General features: G+C 68.8%; 18 protein-coding genes. 8 read left to right on the forward strand and 10 right to left on the reverse strand.

Annotated elements, in window-relative coordinates; translation table 11 throughout:
• Positions 1 to 194: 194 nt before the first annotated feature.
• From HWX22_RS06875 to HWX22_RS06885, 3 genes are all read right to left on the reverse strand, one after another.
• Positions 195 to 2,399, reverse strand: a complete 2,205-nt coding sequence (locus HWX22_RS06875; protein ID WP_175915277.1) for a hypothetical protein — start codon at positions 2,397 to 2,399, stop codon at positions 195 to 197.
• 480 nt (positions 2,400 to 2,879) lie between these two features.
• The gene (locus HWX22_RS06880) at positions 2,880 to 4,124 is read right to left on the reverse strand and encodes an FAD-binding oxidoreductase (protein ID WP_175915278.1); all 1,245 of its coding nucleotides are present in this window, start codon (positions 4,122 to 4,124) and stop codon (positions 2,880 to 2,882) included.
• Positions 4,125 to 4,191: 67 nt separating this feature from the next.
• The gene (locus HWX22_RS06885; protein WP_059530430.1) at positions 4,192 to 4,971 is read right to left on the reverse strand and encodes an ABC transporter substrate-binding protein; all 780 of its coding nucleotides are present in this window, start codon (positions 4,969 to 4,971) and stop codon (positions 4,192 to 4,194) included.
• Between the two features lie 332 nt (positions 4,972 to 5,303).
• Here HWX22_RS06885 and HWX22_RS06890 point away from each other — a divergent pair, with 332 nt between their 5' ends.
• The 5 genes from HWX22_RS06890 to HWX22_RS06910 all read left to right on the forward strand — a co-directional run bounded on the left by HWX22_RS06890 (position 5,304) and on the right by HWX22_RS06910 (position 10,607).
• Positions 5,304 to 6,266, forward strand: a complete 963-nt coding sequence (locus HWX22_RS06890; protein WP_175915279.1) for an ornithine cyclodeaminase family protein — start codon at positions 5,304 to 5,306, stop codon at positions 6,264 to 6,266.
• Entirely contained in the window at positions 6,263 to 7,057 is a 795-nt protein-coding gene (locus HWX22_RS06895; protein ID WP_175915280.1) for a PAS domain-containing protein, read from the forward strand. The genes HWX22_RS06890 and HWX22_RS06895 overlap by 4 nt, the downstream gene beginning before the upstream one ends.
• A gap of 180 nt (positions 7,058 to 7,237) precedes the next feature.
• The gene (locus HWX22_RS06900) at positions 7,238 to 7,972 is read left to right on the forward strand and encodes a DsbA family oxidoreductase (RefSeq protein WP_059699350.1); all 735 of its coding nucleotides are present in this window, start codon (positions 7,238 to 7,240) and stop codon (positions 7,970 to 7,972) included.
• 127 nt (positions 7,973 to 8,099) lie between these two features.
• Entirely contained in the window at positions 8,100 to 9,539 is a 1,440-nt protein-coding gene (locus HWX22_RS06905; RefSeq protein ID WP_175915281.1) for a DHA2 family efflux MFS transporter permease subunit, read from the forward strand.
• A gap of 279 nt (positions 9,540 to 9,818) precedes the next feature.
• Complete coding sequence (locus HWX22_RS06910; RefSeq protein WP_175907612.1) at positions 9,819 to 10,607, forward strand: sulfite exporter TauE/SafE family protein; 789 nt, start codon at positions 9,819 to 9,821, stop codon at positions 10,605 to 10,607.
• 146 nt (positions 10,608 to 10,753) lie between these two features.
• On the opposite strand, the gene HWX22_RS06915 is transcribed toward HWX22_RS06910, so the two are convergent.
• From HWX22_RS06915 to HWX22_RS06925, 3 genes are all read right to left on the reverse strand, one after another.
• Positions 10,754 to 12,589 (reverse strand): peptidase S1, encoded by a 1,836-nt coding sequence (locus tag HWX22_RS06915; protein ID WP_175915282.1) that lies wholly within the window; start codon positions 12,587 to 12,589, stop codon positions 10,754 to 10,756.
• A 613-nt stretch (positions 12,590 to 13,202) separates the two neighbouring features.
• The gene (locus tag HWX22_RS06920; RefSeq protein WP_175915283.1) at positions 13,203 to 15,293 is read right to left on the reverse strand and encodes a D-(-)-3-hydroxybutyrate oligomer hydrolase; all 2,091 of its coding nucleotides are present in this window, start codon (positions 15,291 to 15,293) and stop codon (positions 13,203 to 13,205) included.
• 237 nt (positions 15,294 to 15,530) lie between these two features.
• On the reverse strand, positions 15,531 to 15,896 hold the full coding sequence (locus HWX22_RS06925; protein WP_059820137.1) for a BON domain-containing protein: 366 nt from the start codon (positions 15,894 to 15,896) through the stop codon (positions 15,531 to 15,533).
• Between the two features lie 452 nt (positions 15,897 to 16,348).
• Between HWX22_RS06925 and HWX22_RS06930 the strand changes: the two genes are divergently transcribed.
• The 3 genes from HWX22_RS06930 to HWX22_RS06940 all read left to right on the forward strand — a co-directional run bounded on the left by HWX22_RS06930 (position 16,349) and on the right by HWX22_RS06940 (position 19,566).
• Positions 16,349 to 17,803, forward strand: coding sequence for a TAXI family TRAP transporter solute-binding subunit (locus tag HWX22_RS06930; protein WP_175915284.1), 1,455 nt, complete (start codon positions 16,349 to 16,351; stop codon positions 17,801 to 17,803).
• Positions 17,804 to 17,910: 107 nt separating this feature from the next.
• Positions 17,911 to 18,549, forward strand: coding sequence for a 2-hydroxychromene-2-carboxylate isomerase (locus HWX22_RS06935; RefSeq protein ID WP_175915285.1), 639 nt, complete (start codon positions 17,911 to 17,913; stop codon positions 18,547 to 18,549).
• A 69-nt stretch (positions 18,550 to 18,618) separates the two neighbouring features.
• Positions 18,619 to 19,566, forward strand: a complete 948-nt coding sequence (locus HWX22_RS06940; protein ID WP_059530460.1) for a LysR family transcriptional regulator — start codon at positions 18,619 to 18,621, stop codon at positions 19,564 to 19,566.
• A 43-nt stretch (positions 19,567 to 19,609) separates the two neighbouring features.
• On the opposite strand, the gene HWX22_RS06945 is transcribed toward HWX22_RS06940, so the two are convergent.
• The 4 genes from HWX22_RS06945 to xdhA form a co-directional block, all read right to left on the reverse strand.
• The gene (locus HWX22_RS06945) at positions 19,610 to 20,011 is read right to left on the reverse strand and encodes a polyketide cyclase (RefSeq protein WP_175915286.1); all 402 of its coding nucleotides are present in this window, start codon (positions 20,009 to 20,011) and stop codon (positions 19,610 to 19,612) included.
• Positions 20,012 to 20,118: 107 nt separating this feature from the next.
• Entirely contained in the window at positions 20,119 to 20,796 is a 678-nt protein-coding gene (gene xdhC, locus HWX22_RS06950; RefSeq protein ID WP_175915287.1) for a xanthine dehydrogenase accessory protein XdhC, read from the reverse strand.
• 1 nt (position 20,797) lies between these two features.
• Positions 20,798 to 23,161, reverse strand: coding sequence for a xanthine dehydrogenase molybdopterin binding subunit (gene xdhB, locus HWX22_RS06955; protein ID WP_175915288.1), 2,364 nt, complete (start codon positions 23,159 to 23,161; stop codon positions 20,798 to 20,800).
• A gap of 18 nt (positions 23,162 to 23,179) precedes the next feature.
• A complete protein-coding gene (gene xdhA / locus HWX22_RS06960; protein WP_175915289.1) occupies positions 23,180 to 24,739 on the reverse strand; it encodes a xanthine dehydrogenase small subunit in 1,560 nt (519 codons plus the stop codon).
• Between the last annotated feature and the right edge of the window lie 294 nt (positions 24,740 to 25,033).

The following is a 25,033-nucleotide window of genomic DNA, read 5'->3' on the forward strand; positions in this document are numbered from 1 at the left end:
GCCGCGCCGAGACTCGGTATGTAAACGGACGAATCCGGCCAGTTATTCCATGCCGCCCCACGAAGCGGCGCCATTCCTCGCACGAAACACCTCGGGATCCCCAAGAAAAACGCGGCATGACATTGCTGTCATGCCGCGTCGTACGACCCGTTGCACGCGGCAGGCGATGGACCGCCGCCGCGCGTTCCGGCCGGTTACTTCGGCAATGCGCCAGTCACCGCCTGCAGCAGCGTCGACACCGGTGCGAGCGGGTTGTTCGCGGAGCCGTTGCCCGAGTGCGGCGTGACCGACAGGCTCGGCGTGGAACCCAGCGCCGCGCCCAGCGTCGTGCCGACGGCATTGACGACCGTTGCTGTCGCGTTGCCGGTCGTCGACACCAGCGAACCAGTCGCGCCCGCCGTGCTGCCGGCCGCGCTCGCGCCGGAGCCGAGCAGGCTGCCGCCCGCCGCAGCCGTCGAACCGGCCGCGCCCGACAGCGCGCCGGCCGCCTGCCCGAGGGCTGCCGGACCGTTCGCGAGGGCGCCCGTCACCGAACCGAGTGCACCGGTCAGTGCGCCGGCCGGGTTGCTGCCGCCGGTCAGACCGCCGACGAGGTTCGTGATCGGCGCGATCGGGCTGCCGCCTGCGCCCGACAGCGTGCCGACGACCTGGTTCACGACGCCCTGCACCGGCGCCAGCGGATTCGTGCCGCCGAGGTTGCCGAGTGCGCCCGCCACCGAACTGACTGCGTTGCTCAGTGCGCCTGCCGGATTGCTGCCGCCGAGCGTGCCGACAACCTGGTTCACGACACCTTGCACCGGCGCCAGTGGGTTCGTGCCGCCGAGATTGCCGAGTGCACCCGTCACCGAATTCACCGCGTTGCTCAGTGCGGCTGCCAGGTTGCCGCTGCCGAGCGTGCCGACCACCTGGTTCACGACGCCTTGAACCGGGGCCAGCGGGTTCGTGCCGCCGAGGTTGCCGAGTGCGCTCGTGACCGAACCGAGCGCACCGGTCAACGCGCCGGCCGCATTGCCCCCCGTCGGCAGTGCGTTCTGCAGGCTGCTGACGAGGTTCGTGATCGGCGCGATCGGGCTGCCGCCGCCGGCGCCCGACAACGTGCCGACGACCTGGTTCACGACGCCCTGCACCGGCGCCAACGGGTTCGTACCGCCGAGGTTGCCGAGTGCGCCCGTCATCGAGTTCACGGCGTCCGTCAGTGCACTGGCCGGGTTGCCGTTGCCAAGCGTGCCGGCGAGTTGGGTGACGGCGCCTTGCACCGGTGCCAGCGGGCTCGATGCGCCACCGATGTTGCCGAGCGTCCCCGTGATCGTATTGACCGCATTGCTCAGCGCACCGGCAGGATTGCCGCTGCCCACCGTGCCCGTGACCTGGTCGACGACGTTCTGGATCGGTGTCAGCGGGTTCGTGCCGCCGACGTTGCCCAGTGCGCCCGTGACCGTGCCCAGCGCACCCGTCAACGCACCGGCGGGGTTGCCGCCACCGAGCGCGCCCGTCACTTGATTCACCACGCCCTGCACCGGCGCCAGCGGATTCGTGCCGCCGCCAACGCTACCCAGTGCGCCCGTGACCGTGCCCAACGCGCCGGTCAAGGCACCTGCCGGATTGCCGCCGCCGAGCGCCCCCGTCACTTGATTGACGACGCCTTGAACCGGTGCCAGCGGGTTTGCACCGCCGCCGACGTTGCCCAGTGCGCCCGTGACCGTGCCCAGCGCGCCAGTCAACGCACCTGCCGGGTTGCCACCACCGAGCGCCACCGTTACTTGATTGACGACGCCTTGAACCGGCGCCAGCGGGTTTGCACCGCCACCGACGTTACCCAGCGCACCCGTGACCGTGCCCAACGCACCGGTCAACGCACCTGCCGGGTTGCCGCCACCGAGCGCGCCCGTCACTTGATTCACCGCGCCTTGAACCGGCGCCAGCGGATTCGCCCCGCCGCCGACGCTACCCAGCGCGCCCGTCACCGTACCAACCGCATTGCTCAACGTCCCCGTAGCCGTGCCCAACGCGCCAGTCAACGCACCCGCCGGATTGCCGCCACCAAGCGCCCCCGTCACCTGGTTCACCACGCCTTGCACCGGCGCGAGCGGCGTCACCGTGCCGCCAGCGCCGCCGAGCGCGCCTTGCAGCGCGTTCACCGCGCCCGACAAGGCTTGCGCCGGATTGCCGAGCGACGTCTGGATCGCGCCCGATCCGCCCGCCGCCACGGTGACCGAACCCAACGGCGACGTGCCGGTCGCGGCCAGCCCGATCGAGACGCTGTTCGTCGGCGGATTCACGATTACCTGCGGAAGCGGCAGCGCATCGAGCGTCCCCGCGATAGCCGAACCGGAAGCCAGCACCCCGAACACCGTCGCGACCGACAGCGCCACACCCGTCAATTTAAGCTTTTGTCCCATCTTTACCCCATCTCGGTTGGCACTACGTTGATAAAGCATGGGGACGGATTGCACGAAGTGTGCCACCCGGTTAAAGCGGATTGATTCGTCGGCTCATTGCAAGCCAATAACGGTTTTATATGGATTTCAGGGCAAATAAACAGATCGCACAGCCATAATCATCTGATGAATCAGACGTCTGGCGCGCGAATGTAACGTAACGTTTGCGAGGCCCGAAGTAACGTGTTCCGGTACATTCCGTGCCACATCGGAACGTCCGGCACGAAAGCGCCGCCGGATTGCCCGGCCAAATCGCCTGTTTCGCATTTCATTTTCATGAAAATGCATTAATAAATCGCTTGTTTACCGATTTTCTTATTTAGCGATTTCTTTCCGATCAATTACGCAGACAATTTCCATTCGCGCGACCGCGGATAATGCGGATTACCAAATGAAAAAATGTGACGGCCGCACCGGGGCGGCCGTCATATCGAAACGCGCTCAGCCGAAGCGCGCGGGTCGGTATGGATGTGGATCGATGTAGGTCGGCTCGCCCGTCATCATCTCGGCAAGCAGACGCCCGGTCGCGGGGCCGAGCGTGAGTCCGTGATGGCAATGGCCGAACGCGAACCACAGATGACGATGGCGCGGCGCAGGCCCGATCACCGGACGCATGTCGGGTGTGCACGGCCGCATCCCGAGCCACGGCGCCGGATCGAGCCGCTCGCCGATGCCGAACGCGTCGCGCGCCAGCGGCTCGGCGCGCGCGAGCTGCACGCCGGTCGGCGGCGTGCCGCGCAACGCGATCTCGACGCCGGTGGTGAGCCGCAGGCGTCCGCCCTCCATCGGCGCGACGACGAAACCCGCCTCGGTATCGCACACGGGCACGTTCAGCGACGCGCGGGTCGGCCGGTAATGCATGTGATAGCCGCGCTTCGCGCGCAGCGGAATCCGGTAGCCGAGCGGCGCGAACACGTGATCGGACCACGGCCCGAGCGCGACCACGGCCGAGCGGGCCGCGATCGGCCCATGCTCGGTATTGACCTGCCAGCCGTCGCTCACCTGCGCGAGCGTCGTCGCGTCGCCGTGCACGAACGTGCCGCCGTCGCGCTCGAACAGCCGCGCGTACGCCTTCGTCAGGCCCCCGGGGCTCGACACGGTCTTCGGGTCCTGCCAGTGGAATGCGCCGCAGAATGCGTCGCCGATGCCGGGCTCGCGTTCGCGCAACGCGCGCGCGTCGAGGACGCTCATCCGCAACCCGTGCGCGTCGGCCACCCGCTGCTGCGCGCGCGTTTCCGCGTCGAACAGCGCCGGCGAACGGAACGCCTCGATCCACCCGCCGTCATGCACGAGCGGCTGCGCGTCGGTGCGCGCGAGCAGCGCGTCGTGCTCGACGACGCTCGCCGCGACGAGCGGCAGCATGTCGCGCGCGGCGGCCGCGAGCCGCTGCGGCGACGATTCGCGCCAGAAGCGCGCGAGCCAGCCCGCATACGCGGGCAATGCCTTGTAATCCCAGTAGAGATCGACCGAGCGGTTGCGCGCGTAGCGCAGCAGCGTGCCGAGACGGCGCGGGAACGCGTACGGCACGACCGACGAGCGCTCGATCAGCCCGGCATTGCCGTGGCTCGTCTCCTCGCCGGGCGCGCGCCGGTCGACGAGCGCGACGCGCAGCCCGCGATCCTGCAGATGCAGCGCCGACGACACACCGACGATGCCGGCCCCCAGAACGATGACGTCGAAATCCATGCTTCCCCGTACTGCGTCGAGATTCGGTGCGACGCGCGCCGACACCGCGGCCGGCGCGCGGCCAGGCTTACTTCGCGACGATGTCGCGCTTGAAGTACTTCTGCGACAGCGCGCTCAGCGTGCCGTCCTTCTTCAGCGCGTCCAGCGCGCCGACGATCTTCGCCTGCAGCGCCTTGTCGCCCTTGCGCATCCCGAAGCCGGTGCCTTCGCCGAGCGTCGCGGGATCCTTCAGCGCGTCGCCGACGATTTGATAGTCGCGGCCGGCCGGCTTGTCGAGGAAACCGTCCTGCGCGGTCTGCGCCTCCTGCACGGCCGCGTCGAGACGCCCGGCGACGAGATCGGCATAGATCTGGTCCTGATCCTGGTACGACACGACGGCCACGCCCGCATTCGCCCAGTGCGCCTTCAGGAAATCCTCCTGCGACGAGCCCTGCAGCACGCCGACGTGCTTGCCGCGCAGGCTCGCGGCATCGGGCCGCAGCGGCGAGCCGCGGTGCGCGACCATCACGATCGGCACCACGTAGATCGCCGGCGTGAAATCGATGCTCTGCTTGCGCTTCGCGGTGATGTTCATCGCCGAATTGATCGCGTCGAACTTGCGCGCCTGCAGCGCCGGGATCAGCCCGTCGAACGCATTCTCGACCCACACGCACTTCATGTTCAGCTTCGCGCACACCGCATTGCCGATGTCGACGTCGAAACCCTGCAGCTGGCCGGCCGGCGTCTTGCTCTCGAACGGCGGATACGCGGCTTCGATCCCGAAGCGCAGCGTGGTCTGTTCCGCGTGGGCCGTGACGGCCGCGCACGCAAGCGCCGCGACGGCGCAGAGGGAAAGCTTCCAGTTCATGACGGATGTCCTTCGATTCCGGATTGAGGCGATGAAGACCGGTCATCGTGCGACGGCACGCCGGTCTGCACGCGGAAATATAGACTCTTAGTCTACTATAGACTATAGGGGATACGATAATCCGGCGCTCACGCAGTCCCGTGAGATGCCGTCGGCCATGCTCCGCGTCGTTGATTTATCGATGTTTTTTCCGAAGAAATCGACTCCTCCCGCTCCTGAAAAGAAAAATTCACCCAACTTACTTTGTCTATATTAGACTTTTAGTCCATCACGAACACCGCCGGACGCGCTATTTGGAGACTGTCCTGTCCGGCCCCGACCGGAGAAGTCCCATGACGCAACCCGCCCCGACCCTGCCGCTGACCGTCGACGAAGCCGCGGTGCGCGCGGCGCTGCCGTCGCTCGACGTGCTGGGCACGCTGCGCCGCATGTTCGCGTCGCTCGCGTCGGCCCGCGCGGTGCAGCCGCCGCAGACGCTCACGCTGTTCCCCGCGCAGGCCGGCGATTTCATCACGTATCTCGGCGCGCTCGCCGACGAGCAGGTGTTCGGCGCGAAGCTGTCGCCGTACGTCGTGACCGGCGGCAAACCGATCGTCACCGCATGGACCGCGCTGATGTCGATGCGCACCGGCCAGCCGCTGATGTGGTGCGACGCGGGGCTGCTGACGGTCGAGCGCACGGCCGGCACGACGGCGCTCGCGGTCGACTGCCTCGCGCCGCGCGACGCGCGCCGGCTCGCCGTGATCGGCACGGGCGCGGTCGGCCTCGCGCATCTGCGCCACACCGCGGCGTTGCGCGACTGGGCATCGATCAGCGTTCATTCGCCCGCGCTCGCCGGCGACCCGGCGCTGCAGGCGGCGCTCGCGCGGATCGATCCGCGGGCCCGTGCGGCCGCCAGCGTCGAGGCGTGCGTGCGCGACGCGGACGTCGTGATGCTGTGCACGTCGTCGGGCACGCCGGTGCTCGCCGACGGCATGCTCACGCGCCCCACGCTCGTCACGTCGATCAGCACCAACGTCGCGCGCGCGCACGAAATCCCGCCCGCGTGGCTGCCCGACATGGACGTGTATTGCGACTACCGGCACACGACGCCCGCGAGCGCGGGCGAGATGCAGATCGCGGCGGCCGGGCACGGCTGGACGCCCGAGCGGATCGTCGGCGACCTGCCCGCGCTCGTCGCCGGCACCTGCGCGGCGCCGTCGCGCACGCGTCATGCATTCTTCCGCTCGATCGGCCTCGGGCTCGAGGACATCGCGATCGCACATGCGCTGTACACGCATCTGACGCGCGCATGAGCGGCACGCGCACGCGGGGCCGATACAATGGCGCAACCGCCGCGGCGGCAGCGCGCGGGCGCACGGAGCAGCCGGTCGACGGCACGCCGGCGCGCCGCGCCGACGCACCGCCCGGCCCCCGCTTACCCGAGATGGCGATTCCGATGCGCAAGAAGCAATCCCCCGTCAAAGACCTGCTGCTCACCCGCTATGCACCGATCGCCGACGGCATCGCGGCGCTGTTCTTCCCGTATGCGGAAGTCGTGATCCACGACCTGCACGACCAGACCGTGCTGTATCTCGCGAACAACCTGTCGAAGCGCGAGGTCGGCGACGACTCCGCACTCGAGGAAATCGATCATTCGGCGCGCGAGCGCGTGATCGGTCCGTACGAAAAGCTGAACTGGGACGGCCGGCGGATGCGTTGCGTGAGCAACGTGCTGTTCGACGACGAAGGCCGCCCGGCCGGGATGATGTGCATCAACTTCAACATCGCGGTGTTCGACGACGTCCGCGCGACGCTCGACGTCTTCATCAAGGGCGCGGGCATCGTCGCGCAACCGGACGAGCTGTTCCGCGACGACTGGCAGGAACGCATCAACACGTTCCTGCACGGCTGGCTGCGCGAGCGGCAGGTCGGCTTGAACGGGCTCACGCGCGAGCACCGGCGCGAGCTCGTCGAGGCGCTGTACGCGGAAGGCGCGTTCCGCGGCAAGAGCGCCGCGAACTACGTCGCGAACGTGCTCGGGATGGGGCGCGCGACCGTCTACAAGCACCTCAAGCATCTGAAGGAAACGCAGGGCGACGTGTAAGCGGCGCGGGCGGCGGGCGGCGCCCCAACTGGCATCGACAATCGCTACCGGTACACCCGGTCCGTGACTATGCTTCGTGAAGCATCCGGGCCGCCCCGCTCCGCCCGGGCGAGCCGACGAAGCATCGAAGCATAAAGTGATATAGTCCCGGTTACATTTATTTGCCGCCCCGGACCGCTCATGACGACCACCCCTGCCCCGACTGCCCGCCCGATCCTGACCGTCGAAATCTGGTCCGACCTGATCTGCCCATGGTGTTGGATCGGCAAGCGCCGCTTCGATGAGGCGCTCGCCGCGTTCGCGCACGCCGAGCACGTCGACGTCGCGCTGCGCGCGTACCGGCTGATGCCGGGCCAGCCGGTCGAACCGGTCGAGGCGATGCTCGCGGGCAAGTACCGGATGTCGCCCGCGCAGGTCGACCAGATGCTGCGTCAGGTGACGGATGCGGCCGCGAGCGTCGGGCTGAGCTACGACCTGCCCGGCACGTTCGTCGGCGACACGCTCGACGGTCACCGGCTCGTGAAGCTCGCAGAGGCCACCGGCCGTGCGCATGCGCTGACCGAGCGGCTGTACCGCGCGTATTTCTGCGAGCACGGCTCGCTGTTCGACCACGCGTCGCTGATCGACTTCGCGGTCGAAGCGGGGCTCGAGCGCTCGGCCGTCGAAGCCGTGCTGCGCAGCGACGCGTACCGCGACGAAGTCGAGGCCGACATCGCGCGCGCGGCGCAGATCGGCGGACGCGGCGTGCCGCTGTTCGTGTTCGGCGGCCGCTACGCGGTATCGGGCGCCCAGCCGGCCGACGTGTTCGCGCAGGCGCTCGAGCAGGCGTGGCGCGACGGCGCCATCGTCGAATTCGCCGGCGACGCCGCCGCCGCGTGCGGCCCCGACGGCTGCGAACTGCCGCCGCGCGGATAACCTCCGGCGCCGCGCGACGCGCGCCGCCGCTACGCGTCGCTCCTGCCATAAACCGGCAGGAAGCGCGCGCGGATGACGCCTACAATGCAGCCTTTCAAATAACTATCAGAGAGAAGGCGGCCAACCCATGACCCACGGGATCCACGGCGAGAAGCGCTGGTATGCGCTGATCGTCCTCTGCCTCGGCGTGCTGATGATCGTGCTCGACAGCACGATCGTGAACGTTGCGCTGCCGTCGATCAGCACCGACCTCCACTTCACCGAGACGGCCCTCGTGTGGGTCGTCAACGCGTACCTGTTGACGTTCGGCGGCTGCCTGCTGCTCGGCGGCCGGCTCGGCGACCTGTACGGCCAGCGGCGCATGTTCCTCGCCGGCCTCGTCGTGTTCACGCTCGCATCGCTCGCCTGCGGCCTCGCGCAATCGCAGGCGATGCTGATCGCCGCGCGCGCGGTGCAGGGTTTCGGCGGCGCGATCGTGTCGGCCGTGTCGCTGTCGCTGATCATGAATCTCTTCACCGAACCGGGCGAACGGGCGCGCGCGATGGGCGTCTACGGCTTCGTCTGCGCGGGCGGCGGCAGCATCGGCGTGCTGCTCGGCGGGCTCTTGACGAGCACGCTGTCGTGGCACTGGATCTTCCTCGTCAACCTGCCGATCGGCATCGCGGTCTATGCGATGTGCGTCGCGCTGCTGCCGCGCATGCGCGCGCCGGCCGGCGCCGCGCGGCTCGACGTCGCGGGTGCGATCACCGTGACCGCGTCGCTGATGCTCGCCGTCTACGGGATCGTCGGCGGCAACGAGGCTGGCTGGCTGTCGACGCAGACCGTCGCGCTGATCGGCGCGGCCGTCGTGCTGCTCGCGCTGTTCATCGCGATCGAGGCGCGCGTCGCGCATCCGCTGATGCCGCTCACGCTGTTCGCCGCGCGCAACGTCGCGCTCGCGAACGTGATCGGCGTGCTGTGGGCGGCGGCCATGTTCGCGTGGTTCTTCCTGTCCGCGCTCTACATGCAGCGCGTGCTCGGCTACGGGCCGCTGCAGGTCGGGCTCGCGTTCCTGCCGGCGAACCTGATCATGGCCGCGTTCTCGCTCGGGCTGTCGGCGCGGATCGTGATGCGCTTCGGCATCCGCGGCCCGATCGCGGCCGGCCTGCTGATCGCGGCGTGCGGCCTTGCGCTGTTCTCCCGCGCGCCGGCGGACGGCAGCTTCATCTGGCACGTGCTGCCGGGCATGACGCTGCTCGGCATTGGCGCCGGCGTCGCGTTCAATCCGGTGCTGCTCGCCGCGATGAGCGATGTCGACCCGGCCGATTCGGGGCTCGCGTCGGGCATCGTCAACACCGCGTTCATGATGGGCGGCGCACTCGGCCTCGCCGTGCTCGCGAGCCTCGCAGCCGCGCGCACCGATGCGCTCGCGGCGGCGCACGCCACGCCGCTCGACGCGCTGAACGGCGGCTACCACGCCGCGTTCGCGGTCGGCGCGGCTTTTGCGGCCGCGGCCGGGCTGCTCGGCCTCGCGCTGCGCATCCGCCGCCAGGACGCCGTTGCCGGCGTCGGTCCCGCGATGCATTGATGGCCGTCCGTGCCTGAACCGGGGGCGCGCGTCGCCCCCGTCATGCCCGATAGCAAACCATCGGCGAAACACCCGGCGACGCCGGCGCACGGCCACGTCAGGCCCGGCCCCATTCAAACGACCGTTTCACCCGCCACCAACTGCCCGTCCAGCAAGCCTTCCCGGCCGATTTTTAACGTAGTCGTACACCGACGCGCCACTTTTGCGACAATGGCGGACTTTGATGCGCGCGCCGCGGCCGCGCGCCGCCGCCGAACGCCGCATAACCGCCTGCTTCCGATGTCGCTTCCCCATATCGATCTGCTGTACTCCCTGTCCGGCCTGTTCGTCGGCATTCTCGTCGGCCTGACGGGCGTCGGCGGCGGTTCGCTGATGACGCCGATCCTCGTGCTGCTGTTCGGCGTCCACCCCGCGACGGCGGTCGGCACCGACCTGCTGTACGCGGCCGCGACCAAGGCCACCGGCACGCTCGTCCACGGGCTGAAGGGGTCGATCGACTGGCGCATCACCGGCCGGCTCGCGGCCGGCAGTGTCCCGGCCGCAGCCGTCACGCTGTGGGTGCTGCACACGCACGGGATGAATTCGCCCGGCACCGCGCGGCTGATCCAGCTGGTGCTCGGCGTCGCGCTGCTGCTCACGTCGCTCGCGCTGATCTTCCGTCCGCAATTGACCGCGCTCGCCGCGCGCAACCCGCTCGCGCCGAGCCCCGCGCGCACGCTGTGGTCGACGGTGCTGACGGGCGCCGTGCTCGGCGTGCTCGTGTCGATGACGTCGGTCGGCGCCGGCGCGATCGGCGTCACCGTGCTCCTGCTGCTGTACCCGATGCTCGCGACCACGCGCATCGTCGGCTCCGACATCGCGCACGCTGTGCCGCTCACGCTCGTCGCGGGCATGGGCCACTGGCTGCTCGGCTCGGTCGACTGGTCGATGCTGCTGTCGCTGCTGCTCGGCTCGCTGCCCGGCATCGTGCTCGGCAGCCTGCTGTCGGCGCGCGCGCCCGAACGGCTGCTGCGCAACCTGCTCGCCGCGACGCTCGTCGCGGTCGGCGTGCGGCTCGTGCTCGCGTAGGTCGCACCGCCGGGCGCCGGCACCGCCATCCTCTGAAAAAAACAGCCCGACCGGCCTGCGCCGATCGGGCTGTCGTCCATCCGGGGCCTCGCGAACCCCCGCACCGCCCGGCGCGAGGCCGGACCGTGCGGGCCGCAACGCGATGCTTACTGCCCCTGCTGCTTCAACTGTTGCTGCTTGAGCTGCTGCGTGCGCGCCTGCAGCTTCAGCACGCGCTGCAGCGCGGTACGGTTCGCGAGGATCCCGTCGTAGAAGTTGGCGAGGTCGCCCTTCAACGCGGTCCGCGACGCGTCGTTCAGGTAGATCATGTGGCCCGACGGGTAGTTCTTGATCGTCAGGTTCTGCGCCTTGAGCGTCGGATCGAGCGCCATCTGCGCGAGCGTCAGCTCGGTCTGGTGGAACGGCGTGACCGCATCGAAATACCCGTTCGCCGACAGCACCTTCAGGTCCGGGTTCACGCTCATCGTCGCCGCCAGGTCGCCGGCCGTGTACAGCGTATTGCCGCCGCCCTTGTTCGCGCCGGTCGGGTCCGTGTGGCTGAAGTCCCAGTTGTTGAAGACCTGGTCGTTCAGGTCCACGAACGACGACGTCGACGTGTACTTGAGGTCGGTGTTGATGTAGCTGTTCCACAGCACCGTGTACGCGCCGCCGACGTTCGTGATCGACGGATCGTTGCTGCCCGAGTTCGGCAGGATGTACGGCGCGATGCCCTTGCCCGTGAAGTTCGCGCGACCGTCGTACTGACCGATCTGCGTGCCCGGTACGAGCGTCAGGAAGAACGTGTACGGCGGGTTGTCGTCCGACGACGGCACGTTGCCGAGCGCGGCCGGGTTGCCGAACGTCTGGATCAGCGACGTCGGATCCGTGCCGATGTACGAGCCCATCTGCTGCGCGGTCTGCAGGTTCAGGTTCAGCCTCACGTTCACGAAACCGCCGTCCTGCGGATTCGGCTTCTGCGCGAGCGGCGCGAGCGTGTTGTCCGCGTAGTTGCGGGCCTGCACCATGTACGCGTCGAGATCGGTCGGCGTCGGGTTGAGCGTCGTCTTCTTCCAGTAGAACGCGTCGGCCGCGAGCGTCGGGAAGGTGCCCGGCGCGGACAGCGCGTTCGCATAGTCGAGAATCGACGATTGCAGCGTGATCCCGTTCAGGTCGATGCCGTCCTCGTGCAGCACCCACGACACGACCGCGCTACGCGCCGTGCCGTACGACTCGCCATACAGGAACTTCGGCGAGTTCCAGCGCGAGTACTTGGTCAGGTAGCGCTGGATGAAGCGATCGATCGAGTGCGCGTCCTGGTCGGTGCCCCAGAAGTCCTTGTTCTTCGCCGGGGCGATCGCCGCCGAGTAGCCGGTGCCGACCGGATTGATGAACACGAGGTCGGTGCGGTCGAGCAGGCTGTCCGGGTTGTCGAGCAGCTTGTACGGGGCCGGCGGCGTGAAGTTCGGGAACGACGACTGCAGGCGCTTCGGCCCGTACGAGCCGAGCAGCAGGTAGACCGACGACGAGCCGGGGCCGCCGTTGTAGAAGAACGTGACCGGGCGCGGCTTCGACGGGTCCGGGTTGTCCTGCGTGTACGCGACGTAGAACATCTTCGCGTTCGGTGCCGACGTGATCGGATCGATGGTGGTCAGGTGGCCCGTGGTGGCCGTGTACTGGACGGTCTTGCCGCCAATCGTGACCTGGCGGTGCACGACCGCGGCCCCTTCGGTCGAATCCGTGACTGCGTCGTTCGGCCCGGTGCCGTACACGTCGTTGTCGACGTACGGCTGGTCGGCCGGGACGGCGGCCGTGGCATTGGCGGTGGCCGCCGTGCTGCCGTTCGACGTCGTCGCGGCCGCCGCGGTGGCGGCGGTCGGGCCGGACCCGTCGTCGCCGCCGCACCCGGTGACGAGCAGCGCCGCGGCCGCGGCTGCGGCGAGCGGCAGGCTCAGTGTCGTTCCAAATAGCGCGAAACCGTCTTTCAAGGACTTCAGTGTCGTCATTATTGCCTCTCGAACAGAACGATAAATACCGCCGGTCGCAAAGGATCATTTGCGCCGGCGCTCCGCACCGGGAGCGCATTCGTTTTGCGATGCACTCCGAGTTTTTTACCGGATCGGCGAATACCGATCGGCACGATTTACCCCACCCATATTCTGCGACCGCGCAATGGAATCAATTCCATTGCAAACGACGATTCAATAATGCGCGGCAATGCGAATTCAGCCCCATCATCCGCATGCGCGAGAAACAGCAAGCAAAAGCATTCCCCGCAAAGCCCGCCAGACAAGGCGCCTTCGCTTCCAACAGACGAACAATCCCCTTCGGCGAAATGCCAATCAATCGCCAAACGGCGACCAATCGCAGTTCGAGCCGATTTAATAAAATCGAAAGGATCGATTAACTATACGGAAAGGAATATTGTCTTTACGGGAATTTATTAAATTAAGTGAAAATATCGGCGCATAATAGATTCCGGGTTTTCCGCCGTAAAGTAATAATTTGTTACAGCGCGCGCCATTCCGATAAAGGCCAATGCGGGGACGGATTCCAGGCGCTGAAAAGAAAAAAGCCGGACGACTGTCCGGCTTCCGTATCGCGGCGCGGCGGGCGCCGTCAGAGCGGCACGTCGATCGCGCCAGCGCCGGTCGTGATCGTGTTCGCGCCGGGAGACGCCGAGATCGGCGGCAGGTTCGCGCTCGTCAACGCCGGCGCGGCGCCCGGCGTGCCGCCGCGCGGCACCGTGCGGATCACCTGCGACGGCGGCAGCGCGGCACCGCTTTTCAGGTGCCGCCACATCAGGTTCAGCGCCTGAAGGTTGTAGTAGTGGACCGGCACGAAGCGCGTGTCGAAGCCCGCGACGGGCAGGAACGCATCGAAGTGCTGTCCGTTCGTCACCTCGTAGAACACGAGCTGGCTGCGACCGCCTTCGCTGATGCCGTTCTGCGCGACGTATGCGCGCGACGCGTGATTGACGGGCACGAGCGCGTCGCTGCGGCCCTGCACGATGATCGCGGGCTTGCCCTGCAGGTTCGCGTTCACGCGCACCGCGTCGACGTTCGCCGGCATGTCGAGCATTCCGTTGGTCCACAGCTGCCGCAGGCACAGCGCGCCCGCGAAACTCGCATCGGGCGTCGCGAGCCGGTGGTCGACACCCGCGCCGGTGTTGAACACGAGACTGACGCCGGCGGTCGGCGGGACGCCGTTGCCAAGACCGAACACGGCCGGCATCGGCGACGAGGCGGGCGGCGCGACCGTGCCCGTCGCCGCGCTGGTGGTCGCGAAGCTGAAATTGCACAGATTGTCGGTCACGCGCGAGCGCGTGTACGCGTTCGCATAGGTGACCGCGATCGCCGGGATCGCCTGCGAATCCCACATCGGCGCCTGCAGCAGGTCGGAATCGGCGAGATAGCCGACCGCATGCAGTTGCGCGAGCGCGTCGGCGGCCTGGCTTTGCGTATCGGCGCCCGACACGAGCCCCGCCGCGGCGAGCGTCGCGCAGCGCTGCGCGCGGATCGACTGCGTGGTGGCGGCCGGCAGCGCGCTCAGATACGGCGCGCCCGCGAGCGACGCCGATGCGGCCGCGCACGGCTCCAGCAGGTTCGCGAGCGTCGCGTAGTCGGCCAGCGGCCGGCCGAACGACGGCACCGGCTGGCCGCCCTCGCGCACGACCGCGTTCGGCGCCATCCGCACGTTGACCTGCGGCTCGCCGACCACGACCGCGGTAATCCAGCGGCGCGTGTCCTGCTCGGCCGCCGCCAGCGCCGCGCCGCCGCCGTTGCTGACGGACGCGGCGATCGTCGTGATGTCGCCCGGGCGGTACCGCACGCCGTGATGCGAGCCGTCGAGCAGCGGCCCGAACTGCTCGTTGAGCGCCCAGTATGCGAATTCGACCGACTGCAGCGTCACATGCCCCCAGTCCTGCTCGGGGTTCTGCTGCGAATGCGCGTGCTTGAACGCGTAGCGGTTCGGGAAGCGGCTGTTGAACGCGGCCAGGTCGCCGCTCGTGACGTTGGCGGTAAAGAGACTGGCGTTGCCGGCAAGCACGGCGTCGGCGAGTGTGCCGTCGATCAGCGTGATCGTGTCGGTGCCGAGTTCGTGCGCGCCGTTGCCGCCGCCCTTGTCGTTGTATGCGACCGCGCAGCCGCGTTTGAGGCCCCACTCGCCGGCCGCCGAAATCGCGCCGTACACGCCGCGCGAACCGGACGACGTCGCGGTGACGATGCATGGCTGAGCGGGATCGAAGCTCGCGGGCACCTGCACGAGCAGCGTCACGTTCTTGCGGCCGCTGCCGTCATCGGAATACGCGAGATATTCGGTGCCGGGGATCTTGCCCTCGCCGAGCGTGTCGTTGCCGTCGAGGTCGACGTTCGGCCCCCAGAAACGGCCGTAACCGCCGTTGGCGCTCATGTCGACGAGCGCGCGGTAGTTCGACCAGATCGCGACCCGGCGCAGCTCGGCGCTCGTCGGCCGGGACGGATTCGCGAACGCGGGCGCGGTGGCCGTGGCGAGCCCGGTCTTGCCGAGGCCGGCCGTCAGCAGATCGTCGCTCGAGCCGTCGTAAGCGGTCGTGCGCACGCTGCCGGACACGAAACCGGGCAGCCGGTTGCGCTCGCCCGAATCGTCGCCGTTGCAGGCGCCGAGCATCGCGACCGCGACCAGCGCCGCGCCCAAGAGAATCCGACTGCCCCACCCGTGCGTCGTCATTGCCGACCTCTCGATATCGTTATCGGTCCGCCGCTGCGTCGTGCGCGGCTCACGGCCTCGGAAGAAACGCCGGGCCGTCCAGCACTTTCCGTCCCGAAGGAAAACCCTTGGGGATACCCGTTCGGGGGGGCCTGGCGCAAAGCGGCAGGCCCGAGGCATTCTAAAGCGCAAACGGGCCCCGGTACACCGGGGCCCGCCGCAAGCGGGCGCGCGGCGCTGGCGCGCCGCCGCCCAGCATCATTGCTGCTGGACCGTCAGCTTGTTCGAGACCGACGTCACGCCCTTCACGCTCTTCGCTGCCTCTTCCGCCTTGTCGATCTGTGCCTGGTCGGGCACCGTGCCCTCCAGCGAGATCGCGCCGCCCTTCGAGCGCACGACGAGGTTTGCCACGTCGATGCCGCCAGCCTTCGTAATTGCCTTGCGCACCGCGTAGCCGAGCTGGCGGTTCGCCTTCTTCGCGGTCTTGGCCGCGGCCTTCGGCGAGCTCGCTGCCGCAGCCGGCGCCTCGGTTGCCGCCGCGTCGCTCGACTGCGCATATACGCTGCCCGACAGACAGGCCGCCACGGCCGCAACACCCAACGCTCTCAACACGATCGACTTCATGCTATCTCCTTATGACTTCGGAACGGCCGTGCACAGTACGGCCGGATACCCCCAAAGGCGGCCGGCCCGCGCGCGAACGGGCGGGATGGCCGATGATTTCCACGGCGATGCGAGAGAGGCGACACGGGCCGGCGACCGGCGCACGCGAATGCGGGCCGGCCGGGCCGGACAGCCGCCGGCCGGACGCGCCCGGTCTATTGCGTGCCGGGTCGCGCGCGAATCGGTCGCGGCTGCGACGCACAATGTAATCCAGCGCCCGCCGAAGCGCAAAGCTTTTGACGCGCGAGCGCCCGGCGGCGGCCGGCTCGCGCGCCCGCGTCCCAGGCCGCGCCACCGCGCCGAACTCGCGCATGCCGGGTGAAACCGGGTACCATCGCCGCCAGACCCTGCATCGCGTACATCGTCCGTGACGCCCGTCATCGACGCGTCACGCCCGTGTCATCCGCCACGTCATGAAGCCAGCCCGCCCTCGCCCGCCCCGCCGCATCCTCGCCCGCTTCGTCGCGGTGTCGTGGCGCGACCTCGCGCTGTCGATCGGCCCCACCGTGCTGCTCGCGGTCGCGGCGGTCTGGCTCGCGGTCAAGCTGATCCAGCCGGCGCCGCCGTCCACGCTCGTGATTTCGTCCGGCCCGCCCGGCAGCACCTACTGGAACGCCGCGCAGAAATACAAGACGATCCTCGCGAAGAACGGCGTCACGCTCGACGTCCAGTCATCCGAAGGATCCGCGCAGAACCTCGCGCGGCTGTCGAACCCGAATGCGCCGGTCGACGTCGGCTTCGTGCAGAGCGGCATCGGCCCGAAGGAGCGCGACGAGCACCTGGTATCGCTCGGCAGCATCGGCTACGTGCCGCTCGCGATCATGTACCGCGGCCCGGTGGTCGCGCGCCTGTCCGACTTCAAGGGCAAGCGGCTCGCGCTCGGCGCGGAAGGCAGCGGCGCGCGCGAATTGAGCCTGGCGCTGCTGAAGATGAACGGCATCGTGCCGGGCGGCTCGACCGAGCTGCTGCCGACGGCCGGCGAGGACGCCGCGACCGCGCTGCTCGACGGCACGATCGACGCCGCCTTCCTGTCCGGCGACTCGACGCAGATCCCGGTGATGGCGAAGCTGTTCCGCGCGCCCGGCGTGCACGTGTACTCGTTCACGCAGGCCGAGGCGTACGCGCGGCGCTTTCCATACCTGACCGCGATCACGCTGCCGATGGGCGTCTACGATCTCGGCCGCAACCTGCCGCCCGCCGACATCCACACGGTCGCACCGACGATCGAGCTGGTCGCGCGCGATTCGCTGCACCCCGCGTTGTCCGACCTGCTGATCGAGGCCGCGCGCGAAGTGCACGGCCACGCGACGATCCTGCAACACGCGGGCGAATTCCCGTCGGCCGTCACGCGCGGCTTCCCGCTGTCCGATGACGCGGCGCGCTATTACAAGTCGGGCAAGACCTTCCTGTACCGGCGGCTGCCGTTCTGGGTCGCGAGTCTCGTCGACCGGCTGCTGGTCGTCGTGGTGCCGCTGATCGTCGTGCTGATCCCCGGGCTGCGGCTGGTGCCGTCGCTGTACGGCTGGCGCGTGCGTTCGCGTATCTACCGCTGGTACGGCGCGCTGATCGCGCTCGAGCGCCGCGCGCTCGGCGAGCATACGGCCGAGGAGCGCGTCCATCTGCTCGACGAACTCGACGACATCGAGGAAGCCGTGAATCGAATGAAGATGCCGCTCGCGTATGCCGGGCAGTTCTACGTGCTGCGCGAGCACATCGGCTTCGTGCGCGAGCGGCTCACCGCGCAGGACCACGACGCCGCATCGGGCACGTCGGGCACACCCGGCGCCGGCGGCCTCGCCGCGACGCGCGGCGGCGCGGCGGCGGCGCCGGCCGGCGAGCCCCCTCGGGCGACTCCCGGTTCCGCATGAGCGGCCGATCCGCGATCATTGCTGCATCCGCGCGGCTGCGTCCGCGCGCCGCCACGTAACATGAAGGCCGCCGCGAGGCGCACACGCCCCACTCTCTGGAGATCGCCATGACAACCGGCCTCGACACCGCCCAACCTGCCTGGTTCTTCGACTTCGTGTCGCCGTTCTCCTACCTGCTGCTCGAACAGCACGACAAGTGGCCGGACGTACCGTTCGACCCCATCGCCGTGTCGCTGCCCGACCTGCAGCGCCACTGGGGACAGCGCCCGAGCGCCGACGTGCCGGCCAAGCGCATGTTCACGTACCGCCATGCGCTGTTTCGCGCCGAACAGCTCGGCATCCGCTTCAAGATGCCGCCCGCGCATCCGTTCGACTCCGACAAGGTGCTGCGCCTCGCGATCGCGCTGCGCGCCGACATCGCGACCGTGCTGGAAATATTCCGCTTCATCTGGCACGACGGCAACGACCCGTCGACGCCGAACGGGTTCGCCGCGCTGTGCGAGCGCGTCGGCGTCGGGCACGGCGACGAGCTGATCGAATTCGAGGAAACGAGCGCGCAGTTGCGCCGCAACACCGACGACGCGATCGCGCTCGGCGTGTTCGGCGTACCGACGTTCTGGATGAACCAGCAGCTGTTCTGGGGCGAGGACGCGCTGCCGATGGTGCTGTACTGCGCGCGCACGCCGAACTGGCTCGAGTCGCGCGAGGTCAAGCGAATCAGCACGCTGCCGAAGGGGCGCGTGTGATGGCCGGTATCACGCACCGCGACGCGTGGCTGCGGTAAGGTTACGCTTCTGCCGAATCACCGCGCACCGATGGAAGACGACGACCGTACCGCCTCGCTCGATATCTGGCTCGTGCGCGTATTGCGCACGCTGCTGCTCGAGCGCAGCGTCACGCAGGCCGCGCTGCGGCTGAACCAGACCCAGCCCGCGATCAGCACCGCGCTGCGCAAGCTGCGCGAGACGCTGAACGACCCGATTCTCGTGCGCGGCAAGTCCGGGATGGTGCCGACCGAGTATGGCGCGTCGCTGCTCGGGGCGGCGTCGCGTGCGCTGCGCGAGGTCGACTTCATCGCGACGCCGCACGGCGACTTCGACCCGTCGTCGGCGCGGCGCACGTTCCGCGTCGCCGCGCCCGACTACCTGAACGATTTCTTCATGCCGACGCTGATCGAGCGCTTTCGCGACGCGGCGCCGCATGCACATCTGGAAATCGACTCGCTGAACCCCGCGCTCGATCACGCGGAGGCGCTCGAATCGGGCGCGCTCGATCTCGTGATCGGCAACTGGCCGAAGCCCGACCCGCAGTTCGCGCGCCAGGACCTGTTCTCCGACACGATCGTGTGCCTGATGCGCGACGCGCATCCGCTCGCGCGCGAACCGCTCACGCGCGAAGCCTACGCGGCGGCCGCGCACGTCGCGCCGACGCCGTACACCGGCGACAAGCGCAACGCGATCGAGATCGGCCTCGCGCGCGCCCGCCTCACGCGGCGGATCGTGACGACGCTGCCGTATTTCGGGATCGTGCCGCAGGTGCTGCTGCAGTCGGACCTGATCTTCACGACGACGCGCCGCTTCGCGACGCACTATGCGCAGCTGCTGCCGCTCGTCGTCGTCACGCCGCCCGTGCCGTTCCCGCGCATCAAGAGCTATCTGCTCACGCACCCGCACCCCGACCGCCCGACCGACATCGCGTGGCTGTGCGCGCTGATGCAGAGCGTGTCCGACGAGCTGACCGCCGCACGCGGCCGCAAGCGCTGACGCCGCGCGGCATTGCCAGCGCGCGACGACGCAGTGCCGGCGCTCAGGCCGTGCAGAAGGTTTCCTGCAGATGGGTCCAGCGCACGATGCCGGCCGCGTCGCGCGCGAACACGGCGGTCGCGCGACGCGCGGGCAGTTCGCCCGACGCCGCCTGCTGCGCTTCGAGATAGGTGAGCACCGCGTGCGATGCGTCGGCCATGAGTACGCGGATGTCCGACAGCGCGATGCGCAGCCCCGGCTTCGCGCCGCCGAGCGTCGCGAACAGCGCGCGCGTGCCGTCGCGGTCGAGCGCGCGACCGTCGGTCAAGATCATCGTGAAATCGGCGGAAAAGGCTGCGATCAGCGCATCGAGCGCCGCGGGTGAAGTATCGGTGCCGGACAGCCAGCGCTCGATGTCGACGATGCTTGCATCGAGTGCGTCGAGATAGACCTGGGGATCGGACATGGTGCCTGCACGAAATGACGCGCGGCCCGATGCCGCGCGATCCGTGCAGTGTAGGCAAAAACGCGCGGACGTGCGTCGGGCGTGCCGACCCGCGTCGTTACCCGTCGTTACCGCGCGCAGCTCACGTCGTCGCGCACGCGCCCCGCCGCGGCCGCCTTCGTGTCGGCCACCGGCATGCCCGAGCGGGCCTGCAGCAGTTCCGCGCAGACGGCCACCGCGATCGCGCCGGGTGCCTTGTCGACGATGCCCGCGATGCCGATCGGGCACACCATCTCGGTGAGCCGCGCCGAATCGACGCCGCGCGCCGCAAGCCGGCGCTCGAACTTCACGCGCTTGGTGCGCGAACCGATCATCCCGAAGTACGCGAAGTCGCGCCGCCGCATGATCTGCGCGGCGAGCGAGAAATCGAGCGCGTGGTTGTGCGTCATCACGAGGAAGTACGCACCGGGCGGCGCCGCGTCGACGACGGCCTCCGGCGTGTCGGTCGGCTCCGGCTGCACGTTCGGCGGACATTCGTCCGGGAACAGTTCGTCGCGCGTGTCGACCCACTGCACGACGCACGGCAGTGCGCCGAGCAGCGTGACGAGCGCATGACCGACGTGCCCCGCGCCGAACAGCACGATGTGCATCGGCGGCGGCGCGGCATTCGCGCGGGGGCGCCGGCCGGTGCCCGGCGCGAACGTCTGTATCGGCGACGCCGCGTTGCCGCACGCGCCGTCGCAACCGGCGGCGGGCGCATCCGGCGCGGCATGCGGCGGGCGCAGTGAGCCGGGGAGCTGTTTCATGTCAGCCTGCCCGCGCGGCGCTCGCCGCACGCACCGCATTCACCGCACGCAGGATCGACTCGCCGGTGGCCGGCGCGTCGAGCGGCGGATTCACCCGGTAGTCGCCGACCGCGGCAATCGCGTCGCGCACCGCGAAGAACACCGAGAATGGCAGCAACAACGGCGGCTCGCCGACGGCCTTCGACCGGTGGATGCTGTCCTCGACGTTGCGGTTCTGGAACAGCCGCACGTTGAACTCGGGCGGCGTGTCGTTGACGGTCGGAATCTTGTACGTGGACGGCGCGTGCGTCATCAGCTTGCCGCCCGCGTTCCACCACAGCTCCTCGGTCGTGAGCCAGCCCATCCCCTGGATGAACGCGCCTTCGACCTGGCCGATGTCGAGCGCCGGGTTCAGCGAAGCGCCCACGTCGTGCAGCGCGTCGACGCGCAGCGTGCGCATCTCGCCCGTCAGCGTGTCGATCACGACTTCCGACACGGCCGCGCCGTACGAGTAGTAGTAGAACGGCCGCCCCTGCAGCTTCGACTGATCCCAGTGCAGCTTCGGCGTCGCGTAGAACCCGTCGGACCACAGCTGCACGCGCGCGAGATACGCCTTCGCGATCACCTCGCCGAACGGTACGCTCGCGCCGCCGATCCAGACGAAGTCGTTGCCGAACTTCACGTCGGCCGCGTCGACCTTGCCGTCGCCGAACTGCTTCGCCGCGAACGCCGCGAGGCGCTCGCGCAGCTGGCGCGCCGCATCCTGCGCGGCCTTGCCGTTCAGGTCGGAGCCCGTCGACGCGGCCGTCGCGGACGTGTTCGCGACCTTGCTCGTGTCGGTCGCCGTCACGCGGATCCGGCCGAAGCGGATGCCGAGCTCGTGCGCGACCACCTGCGCGACCTTCGTGTTGAGCCCCTGCCCCATCTCCGTGCCGCCGTGATTCACGAGCACCGAGCCGTCGGTATAGATGTGCACCAGCGCGCCGGCCTGGTTGAAGTGCGTGACGTTGAACGCGATGCCGAACTTCACCGGCGTGAGCGCGATGCCCTTCTTCAGCACCGTGTTGCGTGCGTTGAATTCGCGCACGCCCGCGCGCCGTGCGCGGTAATCGCTCGTCGTCTCGAGTTCGCCGAGCAGTTCGTGCAGCACGTTGTCCTCGACCGTCTGCCCGTAAGGCGTCACGTTGCGTTCGGTCTTGCCGTACAGGTTCGCGTAGCGCACGTCGAGCGGATCGCGGCCGAGCGAGCGCGCGATGTCGTCAAGGATGTACTCGATCGCGAACGCGCCCTGCGGGCCGCCGAAACCGCGGAACGCGGTGTTCGACTGCGTGTTGGTCTTGCCGCAGTAGCCGGCGATGTCGACGTCGCCGAGCCAGTACGCGTTGTCGAAATGGCACACCGCACGCGTCATCACCGGGCCCGACAGGTCCGCCGAGAAGCCGCAGCGCGACGTCATGTCGAGGGCGACGCCGTCGAGGCGGCCGTCGTCGTCGTAGCCGACGTCGAAGCGGTAGTGGAAGTCGTGCCGCTTGCCGGTGATCATCATGTCGTCGTCGCGGTCAGGGCGCAGCTTCACCGGGCACAGCAGCTTCCACGCGGCGAGCGCCGCGCAGCACGCGAACAGGCCCGACTGCGATTCCTTGCCGCCGAACCCGCCGCCCATCCGGCGGCATTCGACCAGCACGTTGTGCGACGCGACGCCGAGCACGTGCGCGACGAGGTGCTGCATCTCGCTCGGGTGCTGCGTCGAGCAGTACACGTGCATCCCGTCGTCGTCCTTCGGCACCGCGTAGGCGATCTGCCCTTCCAGGTAGAACTGCTCCTGGCCGCCGAGCAGCATCTCGCCCGACTCGCGATGCGGCGCGGCGGCCAGGCGCGCGGCCGCGTCGCCGCGCGCGAGCTTCAGCGGCGGGATCACGTAGGTTTCGGCCTTGCGCGCATCCTGCGCGGTCAGGATCGCAGGCAGCTCCTCGTAGTCGACCTGCGCGCGGCGCGCGGCGAGCCGCGCGATTTCGTGCGACGTGGCGACGACGATGAACATCGGCTGGCCGACGAACTGCACGATGCCCTTCGCGAGCACCGGGTCGTCGTGGATGATCGGGCCGCAGTCGTTCACGCCGGGGATGTCGTCAGCCGTGAACACGGCGACCACGCCGGGCGTCGCGCGCACCGCGTCGAAGTTCATCGACAGGATCTTCGCGTGCGGCTTCGCGGACAACCCGAGCGCCGCGTGCAGCGTGCCCGCGACGAGCGGGATGTCGTCGGTGTAGGTCGCGCGCCCGCTCACGTGCAGGTGCGCGGATTCGTGCGCGCGCGAGACGTGCACCTGCGCGGCGTCGGCTTGCGGGTCGAGGGTGTTCAGGAACGGTTCTGCTTGCTGGTTCATGTTCGGTGTTCTCCCTCGTCAGACGCGCGCCGCGTCGTTGGCAACTTCGGCGGCCACTTCACGCACGTTCAGCGCCTGCGGCGGCAGCGGGTCGTGCGGGCGCGTCTCCAGCCAGAATCGGTACATCAGGTTCTTCGCGGTATCGAGGCGATACGCGCTCGTCGCACGCATGTCGGTGAGCGGCTGGTAGTCGCGCTCGAGCGCCTGCATCGCGGCCTGCGCGGTGGCTTCGTGCCATGGCGCGCCGTCGAGCAGGCTTTCCGTGTGCGTCGCGCGCTTCGGCGTCGCGGCCATCCCGCCGAACGCGATGCGCGGCTCGCGGATCAGCTCGCCGTCCGCGATGAACGCGAACGCCGCGCACACCGCCGAAATGTCGGAGTCGAACCGCTTCGACAGCTTGTACGTCCGGAACTGCAGCTTCGCGCGCGCGCCGGTGCGGGTCGGCACCTTCAGGCCGACGACGAATTCGTGCGGCGCCATGTCCTTTTGCTGATAGCCGGTGTAGAGCGCCTCGAGCGGCAGCTCGCGCACCGTGTCGCCGCCGCGCAGCACGACCCGCGCGCCGAGCGCAATCAGGCCCGGCATCGAGTCGCCGATCGGCGAACCGTTCGCGACGTTGCCGCCGATCGTCCCCGCGTTGCGGATCGGCAGCGACGCGAAGCGCTTCCACATTTCGGTCAGTTCCGGATACGTGCCGGCGAGCGCCGCATACCCGTTCTCGACCGTCACGCCCGCGCCGATCTCGATCCAGTCGTCGCCGTGCACGACGTTCTGCAGTTCGGCGATCTGGCCGACGTAGATCAGGTCGTCCAGACGGCGCATCTGCTTGGTGACCCACAGGCCGATGTCGGTGCTGCCGGCGAGGATCCGCGCGGCGGGACGCTCGGCCTTGAGCGCGGCCAGCGCGTCGAGCGTGCGTGGCGCCGCGAAGCGTGCGCCGTCGGGCGTCGTGTAGTCGAACGTGTCGTCGCGCTTGAGCGATGCGAGCGTACGGGCGAGCGCGGCCGTGTCGACCGGCGCGGTAGACGCCGGCGCACCTTCGCCGGTCGCATCGAACATCTGCACGGCCGCGTCGACGATCGGACGGTAGCCGGTGCAGCGGCACAGGTTGCCGGTCAGCGCATCGGCAATCTCGGTGCGCGTCGGCACGTCCTTCGCCTTTGCGCACGCGCTGCCGCAGCCTTCGTGGCCGTGCTTCTCGTACAGCGCCCACATCGACATCACGAAACCGGGCGTGCAGAACCCGCATTGCGACCCGTGGCAGTCGACCATCGCCTGCTGCACCGGATGCAGCGAACCGTCCGGCTGGCGCAGGTCTTCCACCGTCAGCAGCGCCTTGCCGTCGAGCGTGGGCAGGAACTGGATGCAGGCGTTGACGGCCTTGAACGCGACGGTGCCCGCGTCGGTCAGCTCGCCGACGACGACCGTGCACGCACCGCAGTCGCCTTCCGCGCAGCCTTCCTTGGCGCCGGTGCAGTGCGCATCCTCGCGCAGATACTGCAGCACGGTGCGGGTGACGTCCGCGCCGCTGACTTCGCGGACCGCGTGACGATGGTAGAAGCGGATCGGCTCACTCATGTCTCTATCGTTCTTCAAGTGGGGGCAAGGCGGCCTGCGCGGGGCGCTCGACCGACGTTTCTCTGACAGTTTGCACGCTATCACCATCAAATTCCGCAACCCATAGCCCATCACGCATGGGGCCCATATAACTGTCGCGATATGGGCGGCGAGGCTGCCCGGCGGGCGGCGCGCGCCTTGCTCCATCTGGATTCCGCGCTTGCCGGCACCGCGCCGTCAGCGATTCTTCGGCAACGGAAACGGGGCGCGATTAACTAAATGGTCCCTGCGGGAAAACCGGTTCCATGGGAAAAT

The sequence above is a fragment of the Burkholderia sp. BCC1638 genome (assembly GCF_902833195.1).
Taxonomy (GTDB): Bacteria; Pseudomonadota; Gammaproteobacteria; order Burkholderiales; family Burkholderiaceae; genus Burkholderia; species Burkholderia diffusa.